Genomic DNA, 25675 nt, shown 5'->3' on the forward strand with positions numbered 1-25675 from the left:
GAGGGCTTGTTGGTTCTAAAATTATTTTACTTTATCTTTTATAGAACTGATCCAATCTTTAAAGTGACCAAACTGTTCGGAAAGAAATGATTCAGTCTCAGGTTGCTCGATGTCTTTTGGCAAAATATGTTCGTAATAAGTTCCCTTCAATACATGTCTAAGCAATCGTTCACCAGGAAAGGGGCCGCCATCATTTAGCGTTTTAGCGCCTTTAATTAAATGGCGAATATCATATTGCAAAGGTGAAAGATCAGGCACTTGTTTATCAATATTAAGAAGTTTGTAAACTGCTAAACGTCCTGTTCGAGCTGAACTTTCAATAGTAAAAACCACGTCATTATTGGTTTCAACAAATTGCCCAACAAGCGCCAAGTTTCTATATCCCTCTGGCACCACACGTGGACGATCTCCTTTAGCACGCGGCATAAACATTGAAGTAATGTAAGGCATAAAGGCAATACGGGTAATTGTATTGTCAATTACATGGTCGATTTGATCGAGAATTCCTAGGTGATAACACAACTCGGTCAATATTTCATTACCTGTACATTCTGGCATGGTTTTTTTGACATAATTGCCTTGCTTATCCATAAATAACGCATACACCCACAGTACCAGTACATCATCAGGCTGTTCAGAGAAATGCGGTTGACGATTACAGGTGAAACTCATCAACCAGTTTGAATCTGTAATCGTAATAATTCCCCCTGTAACTGTTTTGCCTGAATAGGGATCATTCACGGAATATTGCTTAAGTTTTTCCACAAAAACTGATGGCTTACAAGTCAGCGTCACTGAAAGCCATGAAGACTTTTCAATGTTGCTACAAAATTTTTCAGGCTTACCAAAAACTGGAGATTTCTGCGCAAGGTTTTTCCAGAGTAACCACCCCGCACTTTGTCCACTGCTGCTATTATCAATTTTACTCACTGCCGCAGCGGTGTTATTGCCATATGCGGTATCTTCTGTCATTGAGCCTGTCGTAATAACCACAAAATCATTTTCACTCAGACTAATTTTTTTCTCTTTCCCCTCTTGTTCAATGAATAAAGTTTTTGCAATCTTGTCTTGTTCTTTTTGTTCAAACTCGACATCTTTGACCAAAGTTTTGAGTTGAATAGTGACACCTTTTTTCTTTAAAAACTGCTCTAGGGGTTTAACAAACGTATCGTGCTGATTGTATTTAGGGAACAACAATGCCGTCATTTCTTTAAAACCATCAAACTGATGCAAAAAGCGATGCATATAAAGTTTACATTCAAGTAAACTATGCCAGTTTTCAAAAGCAAACATAGTGCGCCAAAGTGTCCAGAAATTTGACGCTAAAAACTCAGTACTGAAATATTCTTCAATCGTAATATCATCCAGTTCTTCTTTTTTTGTCATAAGTAATTTTACAATAGCCAGTTGATCTTTTTTGGATAAGCCAAACCGACTAAAGTCCTGAATTTTTCCCTGTTGATGAATCAAGCGTGCTTTGGAAAAATTTGGATCGTTATCATTTAATAATCGATATTCATCTAATACGCTAAATGGTTCAGGCAGCTCCAATGCGGGAATATCCTGAAAAATATTCCAGATATTCTCGTAAGCGAACTCCATCTCACGACCGCCACGAATAATAAAACCATCTTGTGCGTTACCAGCACCATCTAAGGATCCGCCTTCTACACCAAGCTGATCTAAAAATACAATATTTGAAGCAGGTATTTGCCCATCTCGGATAAAGTAATACGCAGCGGACAGCCCTGCAATTCCACTTCCGATAATATAAATTTTACTGTTTTTATATATTTCTGCACCGATTCCTCGATTTCTTTGGTAATTACCCACGTAATCCGCAGGCGGTGTCGTTACATCGGGAGAGTTTTGATAAGTTTCTGTACTCGAATCTGGTTCGTGAACCATGTTTCCATAAAATTTTGATGTATTGAGAACTTTATCAAATTTAGACGTAATTTTACTCATGATTTCCTCTTCGGATTTATTATCAGGAACATATTATTTAAGAACTTATGAGTATGCTCATAGACGCTATTATTTTCTGCGCTATTCTGTATAAACTTTGTATAGCGATCAGGTTTTTAAATCCAAGCATTTAGGTCTGATTTAATAACTAAAAATACTTTTTACAACTATATTTATTAATAATATAAGAGCATCAAAAATAAGTAATTTTTTATCTCAATAATGGAACAAAAATTATATTTATATCTTGCGATGGCATGAAATTATTTTCTGAAAATTTAAACTGTGTTGCATTTAATTTCTTTATTTTTCCTTTCCAGCACAGCGAAACTAATTCATTTTTATTTCGCTCAATAATCATATTAAAATTTTCGATAGGTTTTGCCCAATTCGCTCCTGTTTTTACAATATAACTCAGGCCCATATAAGGTGGATGTGGGTTTTCCGTTTTATCTAAAGCATTTTTAAAACTCTGATTAACGCAGTGATCTTTTGCAATCTCGTCATCCAAATAAACTGAGCCACCGACCAAGGGTTGATATTGATGCTGAACATGAGTCACACTGTTGGCCCTGAACAATTGCTGCCAACTATAAATGATTTGTGCTTCCCAATAAATTGTATCGCCTTGATGATAAGGCTTTAATAATTTCTGCACACGGGGCTGTTTGCACTGAAAAATACGTTGGCTGATTAGCTCTTCACTGATCTTTTGCGTCCAGGGATTCATCAGCTCTTGATCACTAAAACCACATTTTTTTAACTCTTGAGTGACATCCACAGAAGCTTTTTTCCAATCCAGCTCACCCTTTTGATTTAAAGGAAGTAAAAAAGCACGAACATGTATAGAAAAATCAATAGGTTTCTGATTTACCCTGACTTTAAAACTTTTAATTAATGCTTCAGTATGTGCAAAATCACTTTCGCGTGAACTTCCAACTTTCGGCAAAGGAAATAATACATTTTCTGAAATATTACGATTGGTCAAATTTTTAAAATCATAATCTACGCGGATTTGTTGCTTACTAATAAAAAGATCTTCTTTCTGCATACTAATATTGGGGTTTTTAATATATTCCACCCCACCAGTCGCTATATATCCAGTTGAATCATTGGCATATAAAACAGAAGATGTAAATAGATTTATGAGTGCAAAACTCAGCATTTTCTTTAACACAACTTGCCCTCTATTTTATTTTAATAATGCCAGTATTTATCTTAGAACTATTCTAAAAAAAATATAACAAAATTTTATTATATAGTTTCTAAAGTTTAACTAATTTTTGTAGAGTGGATCGGTTGTATATCGCGGTCATTAATCAAAATAACTTGTCGGCAAATCCCTTCTGCATTCCGCTGTTGTTCAAATACAGCGACAGGCATAGGATCAAAACTGTCAAAAAAACAAATTTCCTGTTCATCTATTGAATAGACCAATGACTGATTACCTACCCCATCCAGCGTGTCATAAGACACTATTGCCATTTGACCATTTTCAATTGCATTTTGTATATCTGAATAGCTTAACGCTGCATCAATAGGAATATGAAGAGTTTCAGTTTGTTGATAAATTAAACGCTCATTTGGATCAATATAAGGATCAGGATCTGTATAGAAAGACACATCAAAACCAAATCTTTTTAAGGCAACAGCCAAGGCAATAGTAAAAGTTCCATTTTCCTCATCATGCTGAGTCGCTTGCACCAATTCTGCGATATCTATTTCAATCCCATGATGTTGAAATAACATCCATAGTGCAAAAATTCCGCAATTGGCTTCAAGGTTTAATAAAGACTCTGGAATTTCTAATGCCATAGCTCTGGACTCGTTTTATATTTATGCGAATCATACACAAAACAGCGTTGGCACTGTAACAATTTATCAGTACAATAGCGCACTAGTCGAGGGATGCTGCGACTTTTTCACAGGCATATAAATGTGAAATCGCTAGGCTCGACGTAAGAAGCAATGCTTCGCAGAACAACGGCATCCGCGAACTGAATGATCAATATTTGTTTTTTTAAAAGGAGATCGTGATGAACGCGGTTAATGCTTCATTTACAGATTATAAAGTTGCTGATATTTCTCTTGCTGACTACGGCCGTAAAGAAATCAAACTAGCTGAAGCTGAAATGCCAGCTTTGATTGGTTTACGTAAACGTTATTCAGCCGCTAAACCACTTGCAGGCGCAAAAATCTTGGGTTGTATCCACATGACAATCCAGACTGCGGTTTTAATTGAAACTCTGGTTGAACTCGGGGCTGAAGTTCGCTGGACTTCTTGTAACATTTTCTCTACTCAAGACCACGCTGCTGCTGCAATTGCTGCAAGCGGTGTTCCTGTTTTCGCGTGGAAAGGCGAAACAGAAGAAGAATATGTTTGGTGTTTAGAGCAACAGATCAACGTGAATGGCAAGCCATGGGATGCCAACATGATTCTGGATGACGGCGGTGATTTAACTGCACTTGTTCACGACAAATACCCTGCACTTTTAGAAAAAATTCATGGAATTACTGAAGAAACTACCACAGGCGTACAACGTCTTTTAGAAATGTGGAAAGATGGTTCTCTTAAAGTGCCTGCAATTAATGTTAATGATTCGATCACCAAGTCAAAAAATGACAATAAATATGGTTGCCGTCATTCATTGAACGATGCAATCAAACGTGCAACTGACATGCTGCTTTCTGGTCGCCGTGCGCTTGTAATCGGGTATGGTGACGTAGGTAAAGGTTCTGCACAATCGTTACGTCAAGAAGGCATGATCGTTCGCGTGACTGAAGTTGATCCGATTTGTGCGATGCAAGCATGTATGGATGGCTATGAAGTTGTTTCTCCATACAAAAATGGCGTACAAACAGGTAAAAAAGAAGATATCAATCACGACTTACTTGGCAATACTGACCTCGTTGTGACCACAACTGGTAACTATCACGTATGTGATTCTGCGATGTTAGACAGTTTAAAAGCAGGCGCAGTGGTTTGTAATATTGGTCACTTTGATACCGAAATTGATACCGCCTATTTACGTGGTTACAAATGGGTTGAAGTAAAACCTCAAGTACATCAAGTGTATCGTTCAGAAGATGAAAATAACTACTTGATCCTGCTTTCAGAAGGTCGTCTAGTTAACCTCGGAAATGCAACTGGTCATCCATCCCGTGTCATGGATGGTTCTTTCGCAAACCAGGTTTTAGGTCAAATGCATTTATTTGCTGAAAAATTTGCTGACTTGCCTGCTGACCAAAAACAAGCTGCGATTCGCGTAGAAGTTCTTCCTAAAAAATTAGATGAAGAAGTTGCTGCTGCAATGGTTTTGGGCTTTGGTGGTGTATTGACACAACTTACTCAAGTACAAGCAGATTACTTGGGTGTTGCTGTTGAAGGTCCATTCAAATCTGACGCTTATAAATACTAAGAAAATTGGGGCAGACGATTTATGGACTGCCCTTTTTCTAAAATTTTCCAAGCGCTTTAAAAAGGATTTGAAATGACGAAACGTGTTCCTATTTCTTTTGAATTTTTCCCACCAAAGACTGATGCTGGTGCAGAAAAGTTAAAAAATGTTCATCAAGAGCTCCAACGACTGAATCCAGAATTTTTCTCGATTACGTATGGCGCTGGTGGTTCTACTCGTGAACGCACTTTAGCTGCTATTCATGATTTTAATGGCAAGGGTACACCAGTTGTACCCCATCTTTCATGTATTGGTGATGACAAAAGCCGTATTGCTGAACTATTAGATTTGTATAAATCACAAGGTATTAGCCGGATCGTAGCATTACGTGGTGATTTGCCTTCAGGTCAAGTTGGGCTAGGTGAGTTACCTTATGCGCAAGACTTAGTCCGTTTTATTCGTGAACATTCAGGTGATCACTTCCACATTGAGGTAGCAGCCTATCCTGAAATGCATCCACAAGCAGAAACTTTTGATGCTGACATCAAACGCTTTATTGAAAAAGTAAATGCAGGCGCAAACTCAGGAATTACCCAATTTTTCTTCAATCCAGATGCGTATTTCTACTTTATTGAACGTTTAGAAAAAGAAGGCATTCATATACCAATTGCACCTGGGATTATGCCGATTACCAATGCCAGTAATTTAATTCGCTTTGCGGATGGTACAGGCGCAGAAATTCCTCGCTGGATTCGTAAACAACTTGCTGCCTATGGTGATGACAGTGCAAGTATTAAAGCATTTGGTCACGAAGTTATTGTCAAACTTTGTGAACGTTTAATCGCTGGCGGTGCGCCAACTTTACACTTTTATTCAATGAACCAAATTGAACCAACTCGACAACTTGTTGTTGATCTTGGTTTAAACTAAATTTGTATGAGCCTTACCCAAACATGAATCGCTTTTATATCGAAACCGAATTAAATACTGGTCATACCATTGAACTAACCGAACCAGTATTTCATCATTGGGTACGTGTGCTTCGTGCAAAAGAGCAAGAACAAGCCATCTTTTTCAATGGAAAAGGTGGTGAATATGTTGTAACACTCACTGAAATCAATAAAAAAAATGCGTTTGTTACGGTTGAGTTTTTTGATCCCATTGATCGAACGCCACCTTTTCAGGTGGTTTTAGGCCAAGTCATGAGCAAGGGTGACCGCATGGATTATGCGATCCAAAAAGCAACTGAGCTTGGCGTAACCAAAATTCAACTTTTGACTAGCGAACGTTGTGAAATGCGCCTTAAATATGAGCGTGATCAGAAGAAAATTGACCATTGGCAATCTGTCGCAATCGCAGCATGTGAACAATGCGGCATGAATCGAGTTCCAGAGATTATTGCCCCTATTTCTTTAAATGAGTGGTTTCAGTCCACATTACCTCCCTCACGTTTTGTTTTAGCACCAAACAAAAATCAAGAAAATGTTCTGCAAAATAGCCATGATCATTTGGCCTTATTGATTGGTCCAGAAGGAGGCTTGAGCGAAATTGAAATTCAAGCTGCAAATGAGAATAACTTTAAAAGTTGGTGTATAGGCGAAAGAGTTCTACGTACTGAAACCGCACCTATCGTTGCTCTTTCTATTTTGAATTATCATTTTTTGTCAAAAGCTGACTAATTTAGTCGAAACAAATATTGATTTTCCATGTCAGGTATGACAACGTAAAACGATATTAACAAACACGCTCATTAACATTAAAAAAGCTTTCTGATTTTATTTTTGCATTTACTTATTGCTGTATAAACATTAACCGGATCATATTTATATGTCTGAAATACAAGAAACTGAATTGTACGATCACGTCGATACGGCTCATATCAAAAGCTCAATCAGACATAGTAAAGCTTTATTACTCAATCTATTTTTATTATGTATTTTTGACTATCTATTATATCGTTTATTTTATAGCCCAATTTCTTCTTTTTGGTTCAATACATGGATTGCAATTGGTAGTTTATTTTTTTTAGGTTGCTGGTGCATTACTGAGTTTTATTTCAAAGAAAATAATTATAGCCTCAAAACCGCCAAACTTTGGATGCAATTATTTTGTTTAGGTAGTGGCTCAATCATTGGTACAGGTATTGTACTGATTAATTATAACCTAACTCAGCTCACCCCACCCATTTCTGCTCCCCATGTTTTAACCTTAAGTTCAGTCTTGTACATTATTACAGGGATTATCTGTCTTACCTATCTCACTCAATCTTTACGTCATTTTTTTCTGGTTTTTATACCCACGGTATTGCCTCTATTTATTTCACAATTTACTCATCCCCAAGGTAATTACACGCTTTTTTATGTCGCATATAATTTTATTCTGATCATTTTCATTTTTAGCGCATTCGCCTCCCATCGTAATAAAAGGCGAATGTCGATTTTATTTTTCAAAAATAAAGAACTGAAACAAAATGCCGAACAACAAGTTAAATGGACAGATGAACTTTATCAACAACTCCAAGTTGAAATGGATAAGTCCAAAGAAATTGAGCTGCAATTGCAATTACATAATCAGCTTCTTGAACAAAAAGTCAAAGAACGAACTTATGATATTGAAAAAATGAATGAAAGATTAGAAAACAACGCTCAAAATTTAAGATTGGCTCATGAAATTGCAGGTATTCGGCCTTGGCACTGGGATATTGAACACCGAAAAATAGAACTTACGACACCCGAACAAGATAAAATCACCAAAGATTGGAAATCACATCAGCAATATCTTGAGAATATCGTGCATCCTGACGATTTATTTCTTGTAAAAAGAGCACTATATCGACATTTACGTGGTTATACGCACCGTTTTGATGTGACTATGCGGATTCAGCATGATGATCATTGGTATTGGGTTCAAGAAGTAGGGCAAGTGGTTTTACGTCATGCTCAAAGCAATATTCCTTTGCGCATGGTGGGAATTCGCCGAGACATTAGTCAAGAGAAAAAAGATCAGGATCGTTTAAAACTTGCTGCAAGTGTGGTTCAGCAAGCTGCTGAAGGCATCTTCGTTCTGGATGAGAACCTATGTTACGTTGATGCCAATCCTTGTTATGAACATCTAACAGGATTTAATAAACACGAAATGTTGGGTAAGCATTTATTTGATATTACGCAAAATGATAAATTTCAACAAAAAAATATGCATTTAAATATCACCAAACAGCTTTTACAAAAAGGCGAGTTCGATGGTGAATTAAACGAAAGCTTTCTCTCTGGTAAAGAAGTCTCTATCTGGACGCATATCAACGCTGTAAAAAATGATAATGATCAAATCATCAATTATATCGGGATTGTCTCCGATCAAACTGAACGCAAACGTCAAGAACAACGTTTATCTTATTTGGAAAATTACGATACCTTAACCGATCTCCCCAACCGTTTTTACTATAACTATCAGCTTCATCAGTATTTAGTAAGTCAAAAAGATCCTATTAAACAATTTGCGGTAATTCGTTTCAATATTGACCGGTTTAGAACATTAAACGAGTTTTTGACCAACAATGGAGGCGATGAATTATTAAAAAAAGTCGCGCAACGCTTGCGTTTGACTACACCTGAAGCACTGCTGGTTGCTCACTTAAACGGTGATGACTTTGCGATCCTTTATGAAATTTCACATATTCGCCCTTCTATAGAGCAGCATTGCGCACGTATTTTTGAAAGTTTTCTGGAACCTTTCCAGATTCAATGTCAAGACTTTGTCATTACAGTTTCAATGGGTGTCGCCTATTATCCTGAACATGGACGTCAAATTGACAGTTTGAACAATCATGCTGAGCAAGCATTAAATGATGCAAAACGCTTAGGAGGTAATACCGTTTGTTATTATTCACCAGAAAAATCAGCTTTATTAACTCAAGGGGTCAATATTGAACGTGAATTGAGAAACGCCATCAAAAACAATGAACTGGTGGTTTATTACCAGCCCAAAGTTTGTGCACAAAGCCATAATATTTATGGATTTGAAGCATTAGCTCGCTGGAGTCATCCTACCCGCGGTTTAATTGGACCAGATCTATTTATCCCAATTGCGCAAGAAACGAGCTTAATTTCTGATATTGGTCGATTTGTCATTATGGAAACCGCCAAACAAATCCGTATTTGGCAAGATCTTGGATTTGAAAACATCTGTGTCTCCGTCAATGTAGTCGCCCAGCAAATTCATCGAGGCCAACTTCTCAATGATCTGGATGATGCCATGAAATTTTATCAGATTAGTGGTAATAAATTAGAACTGGAAATTACTGAATCTTCGCTCATGGATAGTTCTGAAATTGTTCAGGAAATGCTACAGGAAATTAAACAAAGGGACATTCTTATTTCACTCGATGACTTTGGAACGGGTTATTCTTCTCTTGCCTATCTGACCGAATATCCAATTGACATTTTAAAAATTGATCGTACTTTTATTTCCAAAATAGGTAACCCAAAACAAGAAGCTATTGTCAGCGCCATGATTGCTATGGGCAAAGCCATGAATTTGACTTTGGTTGCGGAAGGTGTTGAAACACAAGAACAAGCAGACTTCTTAAACCAGCAGAAATGTGACATTTTACAGGGTTTTTTATTTTCTAAACCCCTAAATCCAATAGATAGCACTGAATTTTTAAAAACGCATAAATTTGTCGATTAGCCATTGAAGCAATTTTAACGACAACGCGTTTAAAGCAAATTGATAGTTTTTGACTGGGCGTGAAGCCCAACTAATGTTATATTCGCAAGGATTTACCCTTACACCCAAGCATTCACTAGTTAACTCATGTAACAATCGAGATTCAGATGGACGATCAATCATTAAAACAGGCTGCGTTGTATTATCATGAAAATCCTACTCCAGGGAAAATCAGCGTTACTCCTAGCAAGCAACTTGTCAACCAACATGACTTGGCACTTGCGTATTCTCCAGGAGTTGCAGCTCCATGTTTAGAGATTGAACGCGATCCTTCTACAGCGGCAAAATATACTGCCCGCGGAAATCTGGTCGCAGTGGTCAGTAATGGTACGGCGGTTTTAGGTCTAGGTAATATTGGACCTTTGGCATCTAAGCCTGTTATGGAAGGTAAAGGCGTTCTCTTTAAAAAATTTGCGGGCGTAGACGTTTTTGATATTGAAATTGCGGAAAATGATCCAGATAAAATTGTGGACATTGTTGCTGCCCTGGAACCTACTTTTGGTGGTATTAACCTTGAAGATATCAAGGCACCAGAATGCTTCTATATCGAGAAAAAGCTACGCGAACGCATGAACATTCCTGTGTTCCACGATGACCAACATGGAACCAGTATTATTGTCGGTTCAGCATTATTAAATGCGCTTCAACTGGTCAATAAAAAAATTGAAAATATTAAAATTGTGGCTTCTGGTGCAGGTGCCGCAGCATTATCTTGTCTAGATTTATTATGTGCTCTTGGCGTTCGCAAAGAAAACATTACCGTTGCTGACTCACGTGGTCTTCTAACCACTTCACGTGAAGGTCTGGATGATTCTAAAAAGCGCTATGTTCAGGATATTCCACAGACCAAACTTCATGAAGTTATGGCGGGTACGGATATGTTCCTGGGTCTTTCTGCGGCAGGTATTCTGACCAAAGAAATGGTCAAAGAAATGGCAGAGAATCCAATTATCTTTGCATTGGCCAACCCTGATCCTGAAATTCTACCGGAACATGCACATGAAGTTCGTCCAGATGTCATTATGGCAACTGGTCGCTCTGATTATCCAAATCAGGTTAATAACGCCTTATGTTTCCCCTACATTTTCCGCGGAGCGTTAGATGTTGGCGCAACAACGATTAACGAAGAAATGAAAATCGCCTGTGTCCATGCAATTGCACGTATGGCACATGTGGAAGCAGATGCAGCCACTTATGGTGAAAAATCGGCTTCCTTCGGTCGTGATTATTTGATTCCACGCCCATTAGATCAACGTTTAATTCTTGAAATTGCTCCGGCTGTTGCAAAAGCAGCAATGGATTCAAGTGTTGCGACTCGTCCAATCGAAGATTTTTCAGCTTATCGTCAAAAACTTTCTGAGTTTGTATATAACTCAGCGTTTATGATGAAACCTATTTTTTCACAGGCTAAAACTGATCCTAAACGTATTGCATATGCAGAAGGTGAAGATCAGCGCGTACTTCGTGCTGCACAAATCGCGGTTGATGAAGGTATTGCTTTCCCGATTTTGGTCGGTCGTACCGCTGTGATTGAATCCAACATCAAAAAATTGGGACTACGCTTAGAACACGGCACCAATATTGAGATTGTTGATCAAGAGAAAAATCCACTTTATGAAGAGTTCTGGAAAGATTATCATCAGATTATGCAACGTAAGGGTGTAACCGAAGAATATGCTCAACGTGAAGCGCGTCGTCGTTCAACTCTAATTGCATCACTCTTGGTAAAATTTGGCAAAGCAGACGGTATGCTTTGTGGTACATACAGTAGTTATGATATCCATTTGGATTTTGTCAGTAATGTGATCGGACTTAAAGAAGGTGTAAATAACTTCTTTACCCTTAATGCATTAATGCTTCAAGATCGTAATCTGTTTATTGCAGACACGTATGTCAATACTAATCCGACTGCTGAACAGCTTGTCGATATGACGATCATGGCTGCTGAAGAAGTTCGCCGTTTTGGTATTACTCCACGTATCGCCTTACTTTCTCATTCTAGTTTTGGTAGTGACCAAAATGATTCAAGCGCTAAAAAAATGCGTGAGGTTTATCGTTTACTATCTGAGCGTGCACCTGAGCTTGAAGTTGAAGGTGAAATGCATGGCGATGCTGCGCTTGATGAAAGTATTCGCCATTTTGCATTCCCAAATTCACGCTTTAAAGGGTCTGCAAATTTATTGATTATGCCAAATCTGGATGCAGCGAATATCTCATTCAACCTGCTTAAAGCAACTTCTGGCAATAATGTTACTATTGGCCCTATTTTACTGGGTGCGGCAAAACCTGTTCATATCCTCACACCGACAGCAACGACTCGACGTGTTTTGAACATGACTGCACTTACTGTAGCTGAAATTCAACAAAGTGGTGGCTAATTTCTAAGACTGAAGTTAAAAGAAAAGCTTAACTTTGTGACTTGAGAAAACCTCTGTTCTGTAGCATGATTAGCTTAAGAACAGAGGTTTTTTCATGCATGTTTATTTAGTAGGCGGTGCCGTACGCGATCATTTACTTGGGCATCCCTATCACGAAAAAGATTATGTCGTGGTTGGAGCTACACCACAGCAATTGCTGGATCAAGGTTATCAACCTGTTGGCAAAGATTTTCCAGTATTTCTCCACCCAAAAACAAAGGATGAATACGCGCTTGCACGCACAGAACGCAAATCTGGTGTGGGATATCATGGGTTTCAATTTTTTACAGATCCAGACGTTACCTTAGAAGATGACTTAATAAGACGAGATCTGACCATCAATGCTATTGCGATGGATGAAGCTTCTGGCGAGATATACGATCCTTACGGGGGTCGTCAGGATTTGGAACTGAAACTATTACGCCACGTATCAGATGCTTTCTTGGAAGACCCTCTTCGAGTACTCCGGGTAGCGCGATTTGCAGCTCGTTATTTTCAATACGGTTTTCAAATTGCCCCCGAAACTCTGAATTTAATGCAAAAATTAAGTGATTCTGGCGAACTTGACGCGCTTACGCCTGAACGTATCTGGAAGGAAACCTCCAGAGCATTAATGGAAACACATGCTCACGTGTATTTTGAGGTTTTACACCAGTGTGGCGCACTCAAATGCTTATTTCCAGAAATTGAGGCTCTTTTTGGTGTACCACAACGCCCTGAATACCATCCAGAAATTGACTGCGGCATACACACTCTCATGGCGTTACAACAGGCATGTAATGCAAATTATGGACTCGATGTCCGCTATGCCGTTTTAGTGCATGATTTGGGCAAAGCATTAACCCCTCCAGATGAACTTCCACGGCATATCATGCATGAAGAACGTGGGGTGCTGCCTGTACAAAACTTATCTGATCGATTAAAAGTCCCTACGCTACTTAAACAATTAGCTGTATCCGTCTGTAAAGAGCACCTAAAATGCCATCAGTCCATTACTCTTAAACCGGGAACCCTATGGCGCCTGTTACAACGCTTAGATGTTCTTAGACGCCCTGAACGCGTTGAAGCTTTCATTCAGGCATGTGAGTGTGATGCACGTGGGCGATTAGGTTTAGAAGATCGTGCCTATCCGCAAGCAGATTATATGCGTAAAGCCATGCAAATTGTCCGTTCAATTAAAGCCTCGGATTTACCAGAGGATATTCACGGAGCGGAGATTGGAGAAATGCTGATCCAATACCGCATTGAAGCTTTAGCGCATCTAAAACAGCAATATGAAAGTAATGTTTAAATTACACTCTGATATGAAAGTCCATAAAAAAACCTGAGAAAATCTCAGGTTTTTTTATATCAATCACTAAAATTAAGCTTCTGGCGCTGGGCTATATTGCTCAATTAAAGGTTTTAATTCACCATTTTGGAACATTTCCAGCATGATATCGCTACCACCCACTAACTCACCATTTACCCAAAGTTGTGGAAATGTTGGCCAGTTAGCAATTTGTGGAAGTGTTGCACGGATATCTGGATTTTCCAGAATATTCACATAGGCAAATGGACGACCAATTTGACTGAGCGCTTCAACTGCACGCGCAGAAAAACCACATTGTGGAAACTGTGGAGTGCCTTTCATATAAAGTAAAACCGAATGTTTGGCAATTTGATCGCGAATCAATGCTTCGGTGTCACGTGCTTGTTCAGTCATAGATAAATCCTCAACTATTCTGCATGCATTATACCTAAAACCAGTCTCTTTGTTAGGATCGAATACGATAATTCTATTTTAATTTCGTTTAGCTCTTTCATTCTTTGGTCATTTTTGCTTATATAAACGCTTTCCTTTTTATCCAACAGATAAGAGTTCGTCATGAATCACATTACTCTCGCCCCTGTACAACCTGATCAACCTTCGCATTTGATGGCGACTTATGGCCGCCAAGCGATCAGTTTTGTACGAGGACGAGGTTCTTATCTTTATACAGAAGATGGTACAGAGTATCTGGATGCACTTACAGGTATTGCAGTTTGTGGACTGGGTCATGCACATCCTGTTATAGCGCAAGCAATTGCAGAACAGGCTGCAACCCTAATTCATACCAGCAATTTATTTGAAATACCTTGGCAAACCGCTGCTGCACAGAAACTAGCTGAAGTTGCAGGTATGCAAGAAATTTTCTTTTCAAATAGTGGTGCAGAAGCGAACGAAGGTGCGATTAAAATCGCACGTAAATATGCTAGTCAACAAGGGATTAAAAATCCAAAAATCGTAGTTGCTGAAAAGTCTTTTCATGGCCGAACGCTTGCCACATTATCTGCAACAGGTAACAGTAAAGTTCAAGAAGGTTTTTTTCCTCTAGTTGAAGGGTTTATCCGCGTACCGTTTGGGGACTTAGAGGCATTACAAGAGGTTGCTCTACAACATCCTGATATTGTTGCTATTTTAATCGAACCTATTCAAGGTGAAGGGGGTATTAATACCGCACCGCAAGGTTTTAGTTATCTAGAAGATGTTCGTGCTTTATGTAATCAGCATAACTGGCTCATGATGCTAGACGAAATCCAGACTGGAAATGGTCGTACCGGTAAATATTTTGCTTATCAACATACCAATATTATTCCAGATGTTTTAACAACCGCTAAAGGCTTAGGAAATGGCTTTCCTATTGGTGCCGTAATGACCCAAGCAAAAGCTGTTGGTATACTTGGACCAGGTAGTCATGGTTCAACTTATGGTGGCACGGTGCTTGGTTCACGTGTGGTTTATACCGTTATTGATACTATCCAACAAGAAAATGCTGTTGAAAATGCTGCGAAAGTAGGAAGTTATATTGTCGAGCAATTACGTAAACAACTTTCAGATTTTAATGTTGAAGTCCGTGGTTTTGGTATGATGATTGGCGTCGAATTACCAAAACCATGTGCTGAAATCGTCGCAATTGCTCGTGATGAATATAAACTGATTGTAAATGTCACGGCAGGTTCAGTGGTTCGCTTACTTCCACCACTAAATATGACTCAGGATCAAGCTGATGATTTATTGTCACGTTTAGTCCCTGCAATTAAGCAATTTTTAGCTTAGTCCGTTTCAGTTAAACGTTCCGCCTTAAAAGCCGCGACGATGTTGTGGCTTTTTAATGAACTCCAAACATAAAAAATCGAGCTATTTGCATAACTCGATCCGTATGGCATTTAAAATTTAGTCCATAACCCCTCTCTAATTTTTAAGAGGCTTCTTGAAAAGTTCGACCACCGGGTAACTGACTAAAATATTGCTTTAAAGCATCCAAACAACGATGAATCTTCATTGGCTGCTGTTCACGTTTGGACGTAATTGCATAAAGTGTAAATGCGGGTAAATTCCACTCTGGCAATACTTCAACCAAAGAGCCATTGATCAACTCTTTTTGTACATCCAGATATAGAATTCTAGTTAAACCATGTCCTTGTTGACATAAAGATTTCGCTACAAAAACATTATTCGTTTGTAGACGAGTTTTCATGTCAATATTTGCAGATTCACCATTGGTCGCATGCTGAAATGAAAAATGCTGATAATTATTCATTAGATTAACTGGAATCAGATCATGATTCTTTAAATCTTCAGGACGCGAAATGGGGGCTGATTGATTCAAATAACTTGGTGAAGCGACCAATACCTGATCGACTCTCGCCATTGGAATCACGGTTAAATTTTGATCTTCGATTTTTGGACTCATACGAATGGCAATATCAATTCGCCCTTCTATGAGATCAATATACCGATGATCTGCTTCAAAATTTATAGATAATCCACGATGTGCGGACATCCAGTGAGATAAAGCTGGGACAACATGTAAGGCGCCTAATTCAGGAGTTGTTGCAATACGCAAATCCCCCACCAAATCGTCACGCAGTTCATTAATACGAATCTTGCCACGTTCCGCAGCAGCTAGCATTTCCTGGCAACTGTGGAAAAAAGCCTGTCCAGCCTCAGTTAAGCTTAGTTTACGGGTAGAACGGTGTAGAAGTGTAACTTCCATGTCCTGCTCTAGAGACCGAATCTGTTGACTCACTGCACTGGTGGTAATACCCAGATCACGGGCAGCACCACTAAACGAACTTTTCTCTACAACACAAGCAAACACTCCCATTGCTCGAAGTTGATCTAACATAAATTTCCCTCTAAACTTATGAGACGCAGTTATCACTATTTGATAAAGGCATCTCATTGTATTATACGGAGAAATCCAGCTTTTGCATTATTTAATTTCAATTTCCAACTAGTTAATTGGGATAATATTTGCAGGATTAATTGGCTTGCCATCCAAACGAATTTGGAACTCTAGCATGACCCGGCTGGCCCCCGATGAGCCCATTTCTGCAATTTTTTGTCCTGCTGTGACATTATCGCCACTTTTTACTAGCGTTTTACTATTATGAGCGTAGGCTGTAATGTAGCCATCTATGTGCTTAATCAGAACTAAATTACCATATTCCTTAAGGCCATCGGCAGCATAAACGACCTGCCCATTTGCAGCGGCATAAATAGGATCCCCAACATTTCCACCATAGCGTAACCCTTTGACATTACTAGCCAGATTAAATTGTTGAATAATTGGCCCTGTTGAAGGCTTAACCCAACGTAAACTACTGGATGTAGGTGTGGGTGTAATCACGGGTGCTGTCGTCGTTACTGGTGCAACAGGCTGTGTGACTGGACGCGATGTTGTCGTCTGAGTTGTGGTTGTCGGTGTAGTAGGTAATGCAATAGTTTGACGTTGTATTGGAGCTGTTTGAGTAATCGCCTGTGTCGTCGTGGTACGTTTGGTTGCTGATCCTTTCAGACGTAAAGACTGATTTACGTAAATGCGATATGGGGGCGCAATATCGTTTAATTCAGCAATATTAATATAATTCAATCCATAACGTGCGGCGATGCCACTTAAGGTATCTCCCGAACGTACTGTATAATAATCTGGCGAATTCAACACGCGTGTCGAATTAGAAACTTGCGGTTTAGAGGCACACCCCGTGATTGCAAGTGCGGAACCAACCGCCACAGACATCATTATTATTTTTAGAAATTTATGGCTGGAAATAAATAATATTTCAGTCTCATGTCGAAGCAATCGCATCGATCTCCCTCTCTCATCAATATAAAACAACAGACATTTGCGCTAAGAGTACCAAAAAAGGACGAAGACGCACGTTCCTCCTTCTTTTTTTCACAAAGTTATAACATTCTATGCAGCTTAAGCATGCGTTTTATCAAATAGATGAAGATAATGTTCTCTGTAAATCTTCAAGTACTCCATAATTGGTCGCATCCATTTGGATCGGTGTGATGCTGACATAACCATTGGCGACCGCAAAAAAATCGGACTGCACATGACTTGGAGCTCTTTTCGGATCTGTCACAGCCTCACCAGCAAGCCCAATCCAATACACTTGGCGACCACGCGGATCAACATGACTGGTAATAGGTTTGGACTGTGCACGAAGCCCCTGATAAGTTACTTTTTCGCCTTGAAGCTTTGCAACATCAGGAATATTGATATTCAAAATGTGACGGGGCGGCAAACTTGGCAACCCTCTTGCAATAAAATCATGTACCCATTTAGCGGCAACGGCGTAATTATCAGCATGTTCATAAGAACGCACATTACTACCCGCTAGTGACACCGCGATCGCAGGCTGTTTCATCAAGCGACCTTCAAATGCTGCGCCTACTGTACCCGAATACAGCACATCATCCCCAAGATTTGCTCCACTATTGATCCCACTTACAACCAGATCAAATTCAAAGTCAAACAACCCATTCATGGAAAGATAAACGCAATCGGCAGGCGTCCCATTAACCGCCCATACATCTTGTGCAATCTGAATTGGACGTAAAGGTCGATCCAGCGTTAAAGCACTGGAGAAACCACTTCGTTCACTTTCTGGAGCAACCACTACAACACGACCTAAAGGTTTTAAAGCTTGAGCAAGTGCCTGAATCCCTGGTGCAAATACACCATCATCATTGGCAATAAGAATATTCACAAAACACGATCTCGATAAATGACTGATGAGGTTATTCAATTGAAATATTCATTGAATTATATATATTTAGCCACTTAATTCATCAATAATTTTGTGAAATCATGAGAACGTTATTTACATCTCACTTTTGTCTTATTAGTTTAATGGCGATCACCTTTAGTCAAACAACTTTAGCAGCTGAAGGTCTAACTCAGGTAGAAAGTAATGCTTTAGTCAAAGAAGATATTGCTGGAACACAGGTTTTAAGTGAAGTTTGTCCTGCGCTAATTGGCAAGCAAGCTAAATTTGAACAGAATATTCAAAAATTGATTCAAATAAATTTAAAAGAGTATTCTGACCAATCTATGACATTTGCAACTCTACAAAATGATGCTGAGTACAAATCTTTATTAGCGGAAGCACATATAACTCTCAAAGAAACATCTACAGAGGAACAAAAATCTGTATGTGAAGATGTACTCAGTTTTCAAGAATAAATCTGCCCCAGAAAATCTTCTATGGGTTCTAAATTCTTCATATTTAGAACCACATAACTGCATAAGCCCTACAGCAAAGATACAATTTTAAACCCTTTTTTATGCTATAAGTGGTTCAAATTCCTTAAGTCTTATTTTGAGTTTTTATGAAGAAAAATGTGTTTAAAATAGCTGGGTTGTCTTTTTTTCTTGCAACGAGCGCTTTCGCAACCCCTGCATTCGCAAAAGACAAAAAAGCAGAAGCCGAACAAATTGAAGTTACCCCAACATCTGACAGCGTGACACCACAGGAACTTGCTGCAATTTATGTACTTTCTGAAGTCTGTCCGAGTTTGATCGGTAAAGATTTAAAGTTTAATAAAGCCTACGAAAATTTGGTTAAAGCCTATTTAAATAATGAACCAAATGCGGTTGAAACTTTAAAAAAACGCGCAAAATCTAAAGATTTTCAACCTGCTTTAAAAGAAGCCCGTGCAGATGCCAAAAAGGCATCGGATGATGAAAATCGTCAAATTTGCGATGATGTCCGTAATTATTATTCGAAATAACTTATTATTTACAATATGTATGAAATAAGCCGACTTTTGCCGTAGAAGTCGGCTTGGCTTTATCCTAAAATGCTAGGCTCGTCTGCTTCACACAAGTTATCGGAACCACCTAGAATGATTCAAAAAAGCGCCCTTGCTGCACTCATACTTTTACCTTCATTTTCATATGCAGCAACTGTTTTATCAGCACCCCCAGAATTAAATAATAAAGCTTATGTATTAATGGATTATGAGACTGGGCAAATTCTCGCATCGAAGAATGAAAATGAACATCTCGCCCCTGCCTCAATGACAAAAATGATGACTAGTTACATCATTGAGCAGAAACTTTTAAAGGGCGATTTGACTGAAAATGAAAGCGTTCGTATGAACGAATCAGCATGGTGTCGTGGAAGCAGCACAGAATCGTGTATGTATGTACCACTTAATGGTACAGCAACAGTTCTGGAAATGCTGCGTGGAATTATCATTCAATCGGGTAACGATGCTTCTGTTGCAATGGCTGAACATATTGCGGGTAATGAAGGCACCTTTGCCCACATGATGAATCAGGAAGCGAAACGTATTGGCATGGTCAATACACACTTTATAAATTCAACGGGAATGCCTGCTGATGGTCATTATTCTTCTGCAAAAGATATGGCTATCCTTGCGCAACATATTATTAAAGACAGTTCAAAATATTATCCAATTTATTCAGAAAAAGAATTTACATTTAATGGGATCAAACAAGGTAACCGTAATGCCTTACTTTATACTGACCCAAGTGTAGATGGCTTAAAAACTGGCCACACCAATGAAGCGGGTTACTGCTTGACCACATCCAGCAAACGTGGCCCAATGCGTTTGATTTCGGTCATCTTTGGAACACCGAGCATGAATGAACGCGCCTCTCAAACGCGTACTTTATTGGCTTGGGGGTTTGCTAACTTTGAAACGGTCAATGTTCAGCCAGCAAATCAGGTTTTGGCCAAAGCAAAAGTGTGGTTCGGTAAAGAGGATGAAGTTCAAATTGGTTTAGCTGAAAACTTTAACGTTACAATGCCTAAAGGTCAGGCTGACAATATCAAAACCCAATTAGTGGTACAGCCTAAACTAAATGCGCCATTAGCTAAAGGCCAAGTGGTTGGTAAACTTGTTGCAAGCCTTGATGGTAAAGTTATTGCAGAAAAACCACTGGTTGCTTTAAAACCAGTAGAAGAAGCAGGTTTCTTTGCTCGCATGATTGACCATATCAAAATGTTCTTTAGTAACCTATTCTAATTTTTAGAAGCTGTAAAATGAGCATTCAGATGCTTTAGTCTGAATGCTTTTTTATTTTATAATTTCATCCTATTTGATTTTGAAGCCCGTCATGACCAAAAACATTCGCCCTTATTTAAATCAATATCCTCAAATTGATGACAGTTGTTATATTGATGAGATGTCTGTGGTTGTCGGTGATGTTCAATTGGCTGAGAATGTTTCGGTTTGGCCTTTTGCAGTGATTCGTGGCGATGTCAATAGCATTAAAATTGGTAAAAATAGTAACGTACAAGACCATTCCATGCTGCATGTTACGCATAAGCAGACGACAAAACCTGAAGGTTCACCTTTAATTATTGGTGATGATGTAACGATTGGCCATCATGTTACCCTACATGGTTGTACTATTGGCAATCGAGTTTTAATAGGTATCAATACCGTCATTCTGGATGATGTCATAATCGAAGATGATGTCATGATTGGCGCAGGGAGTTTAGTACCTCCACGAAAAGTTCTGGAAAGTGGTTATTTATATGTCGGCAGTCCTGTACAGAAAGTTCGGCCACTGACTGACAAAGAAAAAGCATTTTTAGCTTATTCAGCACAGAATTATGTGAAAGTGAAGGATAATTATAAAAACAGCTAAGCCGTATGTTCGAGCTGTTTTAAAACTTCTGAAAAACAATTCAGCTTTCAAGTCGTGTTAAAATCAATATCCTTGTACAAAATATGGAGGAGACTAAGAAATACGCACTAAAAATAGATTTGTTCGAGCCTAAAAATTAAATAATCCAATAAAACTCGAACCTTATTTGTCATCAAATGGTTATGGGTAAATAAAGCATAGATTGGCCGCGCAGGTAGCTCATATTCAGGCATTAATATCACGAGTTCTTTTTGCTGTATTTGCTTATCTACAAACCATTTTGGTGTCATGACAATTCCAGCTCCTTTTAAAGATGCAGTAACCACAGCATCTAGCGAATTGGATCTCATTCTGACTGGTACTTTAATTTTTCTTTTTGAGTTTTTCCCTTGAAATTCCCATTCATTTCCATGTTTATTTTGACTATAGATTAAACACGTATGCTGCATCAGGTGATCGGGTTGCAAAGGTGTACCATTTTTTTCAAGATATCTAGGTGATGCACATAAAACCCATCGGATATGTCCTAATGTACGACATAATAAGGATGAGTCTTCTAATGTACCCACCCTGATAGCTATATCGATCCCTTCATCTAAAAGGCTTACAGGTCGATCCAATAAGGTAACTGTCAAATTTATTTTTGGATATTGCATCATAAAATCAGAAAGCATAGGAACTAAGTGGTTGCGTCCCCATAATGTAGGCGCACTAATATGCAAGTCACCAGATGGTTCCCTGTTTTTATCTTTGAGCTGATTTTCTAATTGATTTAATTCATTCAATATTTCTTTTACCGAAGCATAATATGCATTGCCATCTTCGGTTAAAACAATTTTACGCGTTGAACGGATGAGTAGTTTTAATCGCAGCCTTTCCTCCAGTGTCGTAATTTGGCGACTAATGGTAGACACTGATATCCCCATTTTCTTTGCTGCACCAGATAAGCTACCAGTCTCTACTATATTTATGAACGATTGAATTGCATCCATTTTTTTAATTCCTAAACTTTTCTATTTTTGCAAATATGCAAAAGTTTTATGCAATTTTGATTATTCTCACAAATATAAGGCACATGTTAGTTTTAAACAAGGTTGATTAAAGTTGCGGAATCTATGAATCATTACCAGCCATTTTGGCTAAAGTATCTTGCCATTTCTGGATTAAGTCTTGCAGTAATTATTGCGAGTCTAGATACTGCGATTACAAATACAGCACTTCCCTATATTGGCAAAGAGCTGAACAGCTCTTTCGTTCAGTCCATCTGGGTAATAAATAGCTATCAACTTGTAATGGCAGCCTTGATGTTACCGCTTACTGTCCTTTCAGATCGAATTGGCTATAAAAAAGTCTTTTTATCTGGTTTATGCATTTTTATCGTTGCTTCATTTCTTTGTGGTTATGCGCACTCAATTCATGAATTAATTTTTGCCCGAGCTTTACAAGGACTTGGAGCAGCCAGCATTCTCGGAACAAATATTGCTTTGGTTCGGTTACTTTACACTCCAAAAGAATTAGGGTTTGGTCTAGGGATTAATGCTTTTATTATTGCGCTTGGTTTAGCAGGAGGCCCCGTTACTGCATCCATTATTTTGTCAAAAATGAGTTGGCACTGGTTATTTCTGGTCAATATTCCCATCGGAATATGCGCATTAATTTTTTCATTATTTCTACCTAATCATAAAAATAACGTCAATACACCTTTTAATTATGTTTCAGCTATTTTCACTATTATTATGTTTTCTTGCATCATTTATGCATTAGGTGAATATGCGGTTACGATTTCTCTTTCATGGGTTTTACTCTTTTTATTTATAGGCATTATAAGCGCTATTTTTCTATTTATTCGGGACTCTAAACATAATCAGCCCATTTTTCCATTTGACCTATTCCAGAATTCAATATTTTCACTTTCGATCTTCACAGGATTTTCTGCATTTGTTACTCAAGGACTAATGTTTATTGCCTTACCCTATATTTTATTTAAATATGGTCTTTCAGCCCTATATATCGGTTTTTTAATTGCACCCTGGCCGATCATGGGGGCTGTGGTCGCGCCGTTGGCAGGTTTATTGACTAATCACTTTTCAGCTGCACATCTTGGAAATATAGGGTTATTGTTACTAGGAAGTAGCATCGCTGTGCTGGCCTCTTTTAATGGTGAATTACCTATTTGGGCATTTGTTATCATCATGATGATGTGTGGTTTAGGTTTTGGATTATTTTTAACGCCAAATCAACGACTACTACTCTCAAGTGCACCTTTGGCACGAAGTGGTGTCGCTGGTGGCATGCTTAATGTTGCGAGAATCTCTGGTCAAGCATTGGGCGCTACTCTGGTTGCTTTTAGCCTTCATTTAAGTAATAGTCCCATAGCCAGCATGCTTTGGATAGGTGCTATGTTTGCTTTTATTGCCACGTTAAGTAGCATTTTCCGAAGTATAAGATAGTATTCAATTTCAACCATCGCATGTTTTGAAAGTTGAATATTGTCAGCATTTTTTGAGTTAATAAAAACTCAATCTTGCTCTAAGTCATAGCCAAAAAGCCTCAAATTTTGTATCATACTGCTTTTAAATCAGGGTGCTTTTTATGACCGCTTGGACACCGCATATTACCGTTGCCACAGTTGTTGAAAAAGATCGTCGTTTTCTGTTTGTAGAAGAACATACCGAAGGCGTGACCCACACTGTATTTAATCAGCCCGCGGGTCATGTTGAATGTGGTGAAACCCTAATCGAAGCAGCTATTCGTGAAACACTAGAAGAAACAGGTCATAGCGTTGAAATTGATGCTCTGCTTGGCATTTATACCTATACCCCGCCAATGTTTCCAGATCGGACTTATTACCGTTTTTGCTTTTTAGCCCATAGTATAAAGGCAGATCTAAATGCCACTTTAGATACTGGCATTATCCGTGCTGTCTGGATGAACCTGAATGAATTACAGGAAACAGCACGTGCTCGCAGTCCGTTAGTTACCAAAGCCATTCAAGATGCACTAAGCGGACAACGTTATCCTTTATCGCTTATTTATGAGCACCACTCTCCTTCTTTTAATTCAAATCTGGATGCTTAGTCCTATGCAACAACGCGTCATCGTCGGGATGTCTGGTGGAGTTGATTCATCAGTTTCTGCTGCACTTTTACTTCAACAAGGATATCAGGTTGAAGGTCTTTTCATGAAAAACTGGGAAGAAGATGACGGAACAGAATACTGTACAGCGCTTGAAGATCTGGCCGATGCCCAAGCGGTCGCCGACAAAATTGGAATCAAACTTCATACAGCAAACTTTGCCATGGAATATTGGGATCGAGTGTTTGAACATTTTCTTGCTGAATACGCAGCTGGGCGTACTCCAAATCCAGATATTTTGTGCAATAAAGAAATTAAATTTCGGGCATTTTTAGATCATGCCATGACTTTGGGCGCTGATTTTATTGCGACAGGCCACTATGCGCGTCGTGGTGCAAGTACACAAAACTCTAAAGGCGAAACATACGCACCACTACTTCGTGGTGTCGACAACAATAAAGATCAAACCTATTTCCTACATGCGGTACATGGTCGGGAAATTAATAAAACTTTATTTCCTGTCGGTGAAATTGAAAAACCAGAAGTCCGGAAAATCGCTGAACAACTTGATCTAGCAACAGCTAAGAAAAAAGATTCGACAGGTATTTGTTTTATTGGTGAACGTCGTTTCAATGATTTTCTTAAACAATATTTACCTGCACAACCTGGAAAAATTGTACTGGATAATGGTAAAGAAGTTGGTGAACACCACGGCTTAATGTACTATACGCTGGGTCAACGCGGTGGTATTGGCTTAGGTGGCCTCAAAAATGCACCTGAAGGTGCATGGTTTGTACTCCATAAAGATATTGCCAATAATCGACTTGTGATTGGTCAGGGACATGAACACCCACTCATGCAAAGCACACAACTTTGGAGTGAAAATATTGATTGGGTTGCAGGTGAGCAGGAAATCCCAAATGCAGGTTTCCGATGCACAGCAAAAACTCGTTATCGTCAACCTGATCAAGCGTGTACAATTTACCGTGATGAAAACACTGAAAATGGTATTTGTGTTGAATTTGATCAGCCACAACGTGCGGTCACTCCGGGACAAAGCGTCGTATTTTACGCCGATGAAGTTTGTTTAGGTGGTGGTGTAATCTTAACCACGAATGCACCGAAACCCGATTTTATTTAAAGTATATTTAAA

The 25675-nt window shown here is 38.8% G+C and carries 22 protein-coding genes; 14 read left to right on the top strand and 8 right to left on the bottom strand.

Translation table 11 applies throughout. From position 1 onward, the window contains the following. Nucleotides 1–21: 21 nt before the first annotated feature. From IAE20_RS04085 to IAE20_RS04095, 3 genes are all read right to left on the bottom strand, one after another. The gene (locus tag IAE20_RS04085) at nucleotides 22–1968 is read right to left on the bottom strand and encodes an oleate hydratase (RefSeq protein WP_200481184.1); all 1947 of its coding nucleotides are present in this window, start codon (nucleotides 1966–1968) and stop codon (nucleotides 22–24) included. Nucleotides 1969–2179: 211 nt separating this feature from the next. Next, entirely contained in the window at nucleotides 2180–3133 is a 954-nt protein-coding gene (locus IAE20_RS04090; protein WP_227610777.1) for a DUF4424 family protein, read from the bottom strand. Nucleotides 3134–3240: 107 nt separating this feature from the next. Continuing rightward, nucleotides 3241–3783, bottom strand: coding sequence for a cysteine peptidase family C39 domain-containing protein (locus tag IAE20_RS04095; RefSeq protein WP_200481186.1), 543 nt, complete (start codon nucleotides 3781–3783; stop codon nucleotides 3241–3243). A gap of 221 nt (nucleotides 3784–4004) precedes the next feature. On the opposite strand from IAE20_RS04095, the gene ahcY reads away from it, so the two are divergent. The 6 genes from ahcY (at nucleotide 4005) to IAE20_RS04125 (ending at nucleotide 13799) form a co-directional block, all read left to right on the top strand. Further along, complete coding sequence (gene ahcY, locus IAE20_RS04100; RefSeq protein ID WP_200459599.1) at nucleotides 4005–5387, top strand: adenosylhomocysteinase; 1383 nt, start codon at nucleotides 4005–4007, stop codon at nucleotides 5385–5387. Between the two features lie 72 nt (nucleotides 5388–5459). Then, nucleotides 5460–6296: a methylenetetrahydrofolate reductase [NAD(P)H] gene (metF, locus tag IAE20_RS04105; RefSeq protein WP_200481187.1), complete on the top strand. Its 837-nt coding sequence runs from the start codon at nucleotides 5460–5462 to the stop codon at nucleotides 6294–6296. A 23-nt stretch (nucleotides 6297–6319) separates the two neighbouring features. Beyond that, nucleotides 6320–7045, top strand: a complete 726-nt coding sequence (locus tag IAE20_RS04110) for a 16S rRNA (uracil(1498)-N(3))-methyltransferase (RefSeq protein WP_200459601.1) — start codon at nucleotides 6320–6322, stop codon at nucleotides 7043–7045. A gap of 148 nt (nucleotides 7046–7193) precedes the next feature. Then, nucleotides 7194–10052 carry a putative bifunctional diguanylate cyclase/phosphodiesterase gene (locus IAE20_RS04115; protein ID WP_200459602.1) on the top strand — a complete coding sequence of 953 codons (2859 nt, stop codon included), beginning with the start codon at nucleotides 7194–7196 and terminating at the stop codon, nucleotides 10050–10052. A gap of 146 nt (nucleotides 10053–10198) precedes the next feature. After that, entirely contained in the window at nucleotides 10199–12469 is a 2271-nt protein-coding gene (locus tag IAE20_RS04120; protein WP_200481188.1) for an NADP-dependent malic enzyme, read from the top strand. A gap of 94 nt (nucleotides 12470–12563) precedes the next feature. Then, complete coding sequence (locus IAE20_RS04125) at nucleotides 12564–13799, top strand: multifunctional CCA addition/repair protein (RefSeq protein WP_200481189.1); 1236 nt, start codon at nucleotides 12564–12566, stop codon at nucleotides 13797–13799. A gap of 72 nt (nucleotides 13800–13871) precedes the next feature. Here the strand turns inward: IAE20_RS04125 and grxD are convergent, their stop codons facing one another. Then, nucleotides 13872–14213: a Grx4 family monothiol glutaredoxin gene (grxD, locus tag IAE20_RS04130; RefSeq protein WP_004988322.1), complete on the bottom strand. Its 342-nt coding sequence runs from the start codon at nucleotides 14211–14213 to the stop codon at nucleotides 13872–13874. Between the two features lie 162 nt (nucleotides 14214–14375). On the opposite strand from grxD, the gene IAE20_RS04135 reads away from it, so the two are divergent. Continuing rightward, on the top strand, nucleotides 14376–15587 hold the full coding sequence (locus IAE20_RS04135) for an aspartate aminotransferase family protein (protein ID WP_200459605.1): 1212 nt from the start codon (nucleotides 14376–14378) through the stop codon (nucleotides 15585–15587). A gap of 142 nt (nucleotides 15588–15729) precedes the next feature. Here IAE20_RS04135 and IAE20_RS04140 read toward each other — a convergent pair whose 3' ends face one another. The 3 genes from IAE20_RS04140 to surE form a co-directional block, all read right to left on the bottom strand. Beyond that, on the bottom strand, nucleotides 15730–16659 hold the full coding sequence (locus IAE20_RS04140) for a LysR family transcriptional regulator (RefSeq protein WP_200459606.1): 930 nt from the start codon (nucleotides 16657–16659) through the stop codon (nucleotides 15730–15732). A 108-nt stretch (nucleotides 16660–16767) separates the two neighbouring features. After that, nucleotides 16768–17622 (bottom strand): peptidoglycan DD-metalloendopeptidase family protein, encoded by an 855-nt coding sequence (locus IAE20_RS04145; RefSeq protein ID WP_200459607.1) that lies wholly within the window; start codon nucleotides 17620–17622, stop codon nucleotides 16768–16770. Between the two features lie 133 nt (nucleotides 17623–17755). Next, on the bottom strand, nucleotides 17756–18532 hold the full coding sequence (gene surE, locus IAE20_RS04150) for a 5'/3'-nucleotidase SurE (RefSeq protein ID WP_200481190.1): 777 nt from the start codon (nucleotides 18530–18532) through the stop codon (nucleotides 17756–17758). A 101-nt stretch (nucleotides 18533–18633) separates the two neighbouring features. On the opposite strand from surE, the gene IAE20_RS04155 reads away from it, so the two are divergent. The 4 genes from IAE20_RS04155 to IAE20_RS04170 all read left to right on the top strand — a co-directional run bounded on the left by IAE20_RS04155 (nucleotide 18634) and on the right by IAE20_RS04170 (nucleotide 21447). Then, nucleotides 18634–19008, top strand: a complete 375-nt coding sequence (locus IAE20_RS04155; protein ID WP_200481191.1) for an MCR_0457 family protein — start codon at nucleotides 18634–18636, stop codon at nucleotides 19006–19008. Nucleotides 19009–19154: 146 nt separating this feature from the next. Beyond that, nucleotides 19155–19556 carry an MCR_0457 family protein gene (locus tag IAE20_RS04160; protein WP_200481192.1) on the top strand — a complete coding sequence of 134 codons (402 nt, stop codon included), beginning with the start codon at nucleotides 19155–19157 and terminating at the stop codon, nucleotides 19554–19556. 114 nt (nucleotides 19557–19670) lie between these two features. Next, nucleotides 19671–20819 carry a D-alanyl-D-alanine carboxypeptidase PBP5/6 gene (dacC, locus tag IAE20_RS04165; RefSeq protein WP_200459611.1) on the top strand — a complete coding sequence of 383 codons (1149 nt, stop codon included), beginning with the start codon at nucleotides 19671–19673 and terminating at the stop codon, nucleotides 20817–20819. Between the two features lie 91 nt (nucleotides 20820–20910). Then, nucleotides 20911–21447 (top strand): gamma carbonic anhydrase family protein, encoded by a 537-nt coding sequence (locus IAE20_RS04170; protein ID WP_200459612.1) that lies wholly within the window; start codon nucleotides 20911–20913, stop codon nucleotides 21445–21447. Between the two features lie 107 nt (nucleotides 21448–21554). On the opposite strand, the gene IAE20_RS04175 is transcribed toward IAE20_RS04170, so the two are convergent. After that, a complete protein-coding gene (locus IAE20_RS04175) occupies nucleotides 21555–22439 on the bottom strand; it encodes a LysR family transcriptional regulator (protein ID WP_200481193.1) in 885 nt (294 codons plus the stop codon). Nucleotides 22440–22562: 123 nt separating this feature from the next. On the opposite strand from IAE20_RS04175, the gene IAE20_RS04180 reads away from it, so the two are divergent. The 3 genes from IAE20_RS04180 (at nucleotide 22563) to mnmA (ending at nucleotide 25663) form a co-directional block, all read left to right on the top strand. Then, a complete protein-coding gene (locus IAE20_RS04180; RefSeq protein WP_200481194.1) occupies nucleotides 22563–23897 on the top strand; it encodes an MFS transporter in 1335 nt (444 codons plus the stop codon). A 142-nt stretch (nucleotides 23898–24039) separates the two neighbouring features. After that, nucleotides 24040–24525 (top strand): NUDIX hydrolase, encoded by a 486-nt coding sequence (locus IAE20_RS04185; RefSeq protein ID WP_200481195.1) that lies wholly within the window; start codon nucleotides 24040–24042, stop codon nucleotides 24523–24525. A gap of 4 nt (nucleotides 24526–24529) precedes the next feature. Then, nucleotides 24530–25663, top strand: coding sequence for a tRNA 2-thiouridine(34) synthase MnmA (gene mnmA, locus IAE20_RS04190; protein ID WP_200481196.1), 1134 nt, complete (start codon nucleotides 24530–24532; stop codon nucleotides 25661–25663). Nucleotides 25664–25675: the final 12 nt, after the last annotated feature.

The organism is Acinetobacter sp. S54 (assembly GCF_016624945.1).
Classification (GTDB): domain Bacteria; phylum Pseudomonadota; class Gammaproteobacteria; order Pseudomonadales; family Moraxellaceae; genus Acinetobacter.

Bases quoted from the DNA above. Each gene is read 5' to 3' on its own strand.
- IAE20_RS04085 (WP_200481184.1), bottom strand. From the start codon at position 1,968: ATGAGTAAAATTACGTCTAAATTTGATAAAGTTCTCAATACATCAAAA.
- IAE20_RS04090 (WP_227610777.1), bottom strand. From the start codon at position 3,133: ATGCTGAGTTTTGCACTCATAAATCTATTTACATCTTCTGTTTTATAT.
- IAE20_RS04095 (WP_200481186.1), bottom strand. From the start codon at position 3,783: ATGGCATTAGAAATTCCAGAGTCTTTATTAAACCTTGAAGCCAATTGC.
- ahcY (WP_200459599.1), top strand. From the start codon at position 4,005: ATGAACGCGGTTAATGCTTCATTTACAGATTATAAAGTTGCTGATATT.
- metF (WP_200481187.1), top strand. From the start codon at position 5,460: ATGACGAAACGTGTTCCTATTTCTTTTGAATTTTTCCCACCAAAGACT.
- IAE20_RS04110 (WP_200459601.1), top strand. From the start codon at position 6,320: ATGAATCGCTTTTATATCGAAACCGAATTAAATACTGGTCATACCATT.
- IAE20_RS04115 (WP_200459602.1), top strand. From the start codon at position 7,194: ATGTCTGAAATACAAGAAACTGAATTGTACGATCACGTCGATACGGCT.
- IAE20_RS04120 (WP_200481188.1), top strand. From the start codon at position 10,199: ATGGACGATCAATCATTAAAACAGGCTGCGTTGTATTATCATGAAAAT.
- IAE20_RS04125 (WP_200481189.1), top strand. From the start codon at position 12,564: ATGCATGTTTATTTAGTAGGCGGTGCCGTACGCGATCATTTACTTGGG.
- grxD (WP_004988322.1), bottom strand. From the start codon at position 14,213: ATGACTGAACAAGCACGTGACACCGAAGCATTGATTCGCGATCAAATT.
- IAE20_RS04135 (WP_200459605.1), top strand. From the start codon at position 14,376: ATGAATCACATTACTCTCGCCCCTGTACAACCTGATCAACCTTCGCAT.
- IAE20_RS04140 (WP_200459606.1), bottom strand. From the start codon at position 16,659: ATGTTAGATCAACTTCGAGCAATGGGAGTGTTTGCTTGTGTTGTAGAG.
- IAE20_RS04145 (WP_200459607.1), bottom strand. From the start codon at position 17,622: ATGCGATTGCTTCGACATGAGACTGAAATATTATTTATTTCCAGCCAT.
- IAE20_RS04155 (WP_200481191.1), top strand. From the start codon at position 18,634: ATGAGAACGTTATTTACATCTCACTTTTGTCTTATTAGTTTAATGGCG.
- IAE20_RS04160 (WP_200481192.1), top strand. From the start codon at position 19,155: ATGAAGAAAAATGTGTTTAAAATAGCTGGGTTGTCTTTTTTTCTTGCA.
- dacC (WP_200459611.1), top strand. From the start codon at position 19,671: ATGATTCAAAAAAGCGCCCTTGCTGCACTCATACTTTTACCTTCATTT.
- IAE20_RS04170 (WP_200459612.1), top strand. From the start codon at position 20,911: ATGACCAAAAACATTCGCCCTTATTTAAATCAATATCCTCAAATTGAT.
- IAE20_RS04175 (WP_200481193.1), bottom strand. From the start codon at position 22,439: ATGGATGCAATTCAATCGTTCATAAATATAGTAGAGACTGGTAGCTTA.
- IAE20_RS04180 (WP_200481194.1), top strand. From the start codon at position 22,563: ATGAATCATTACCAGCCATTTTGGCTAAAGTATCTTGCCATTTCTGGA.
- IAE20_RS04185 (WP_200481195.1), top strand. From the start codon at position 24,040: ATGACCGCTTGGACACCGCATATTACCGTTGCCACAGTTGTTGAAAAA.
- mnmA (WP_200481196.1), top strand. From the start codon at position 24,530: ATGCAACAACGCGTCATCGTCGGGATGTCTGGTGGAGTTGATTCATCA.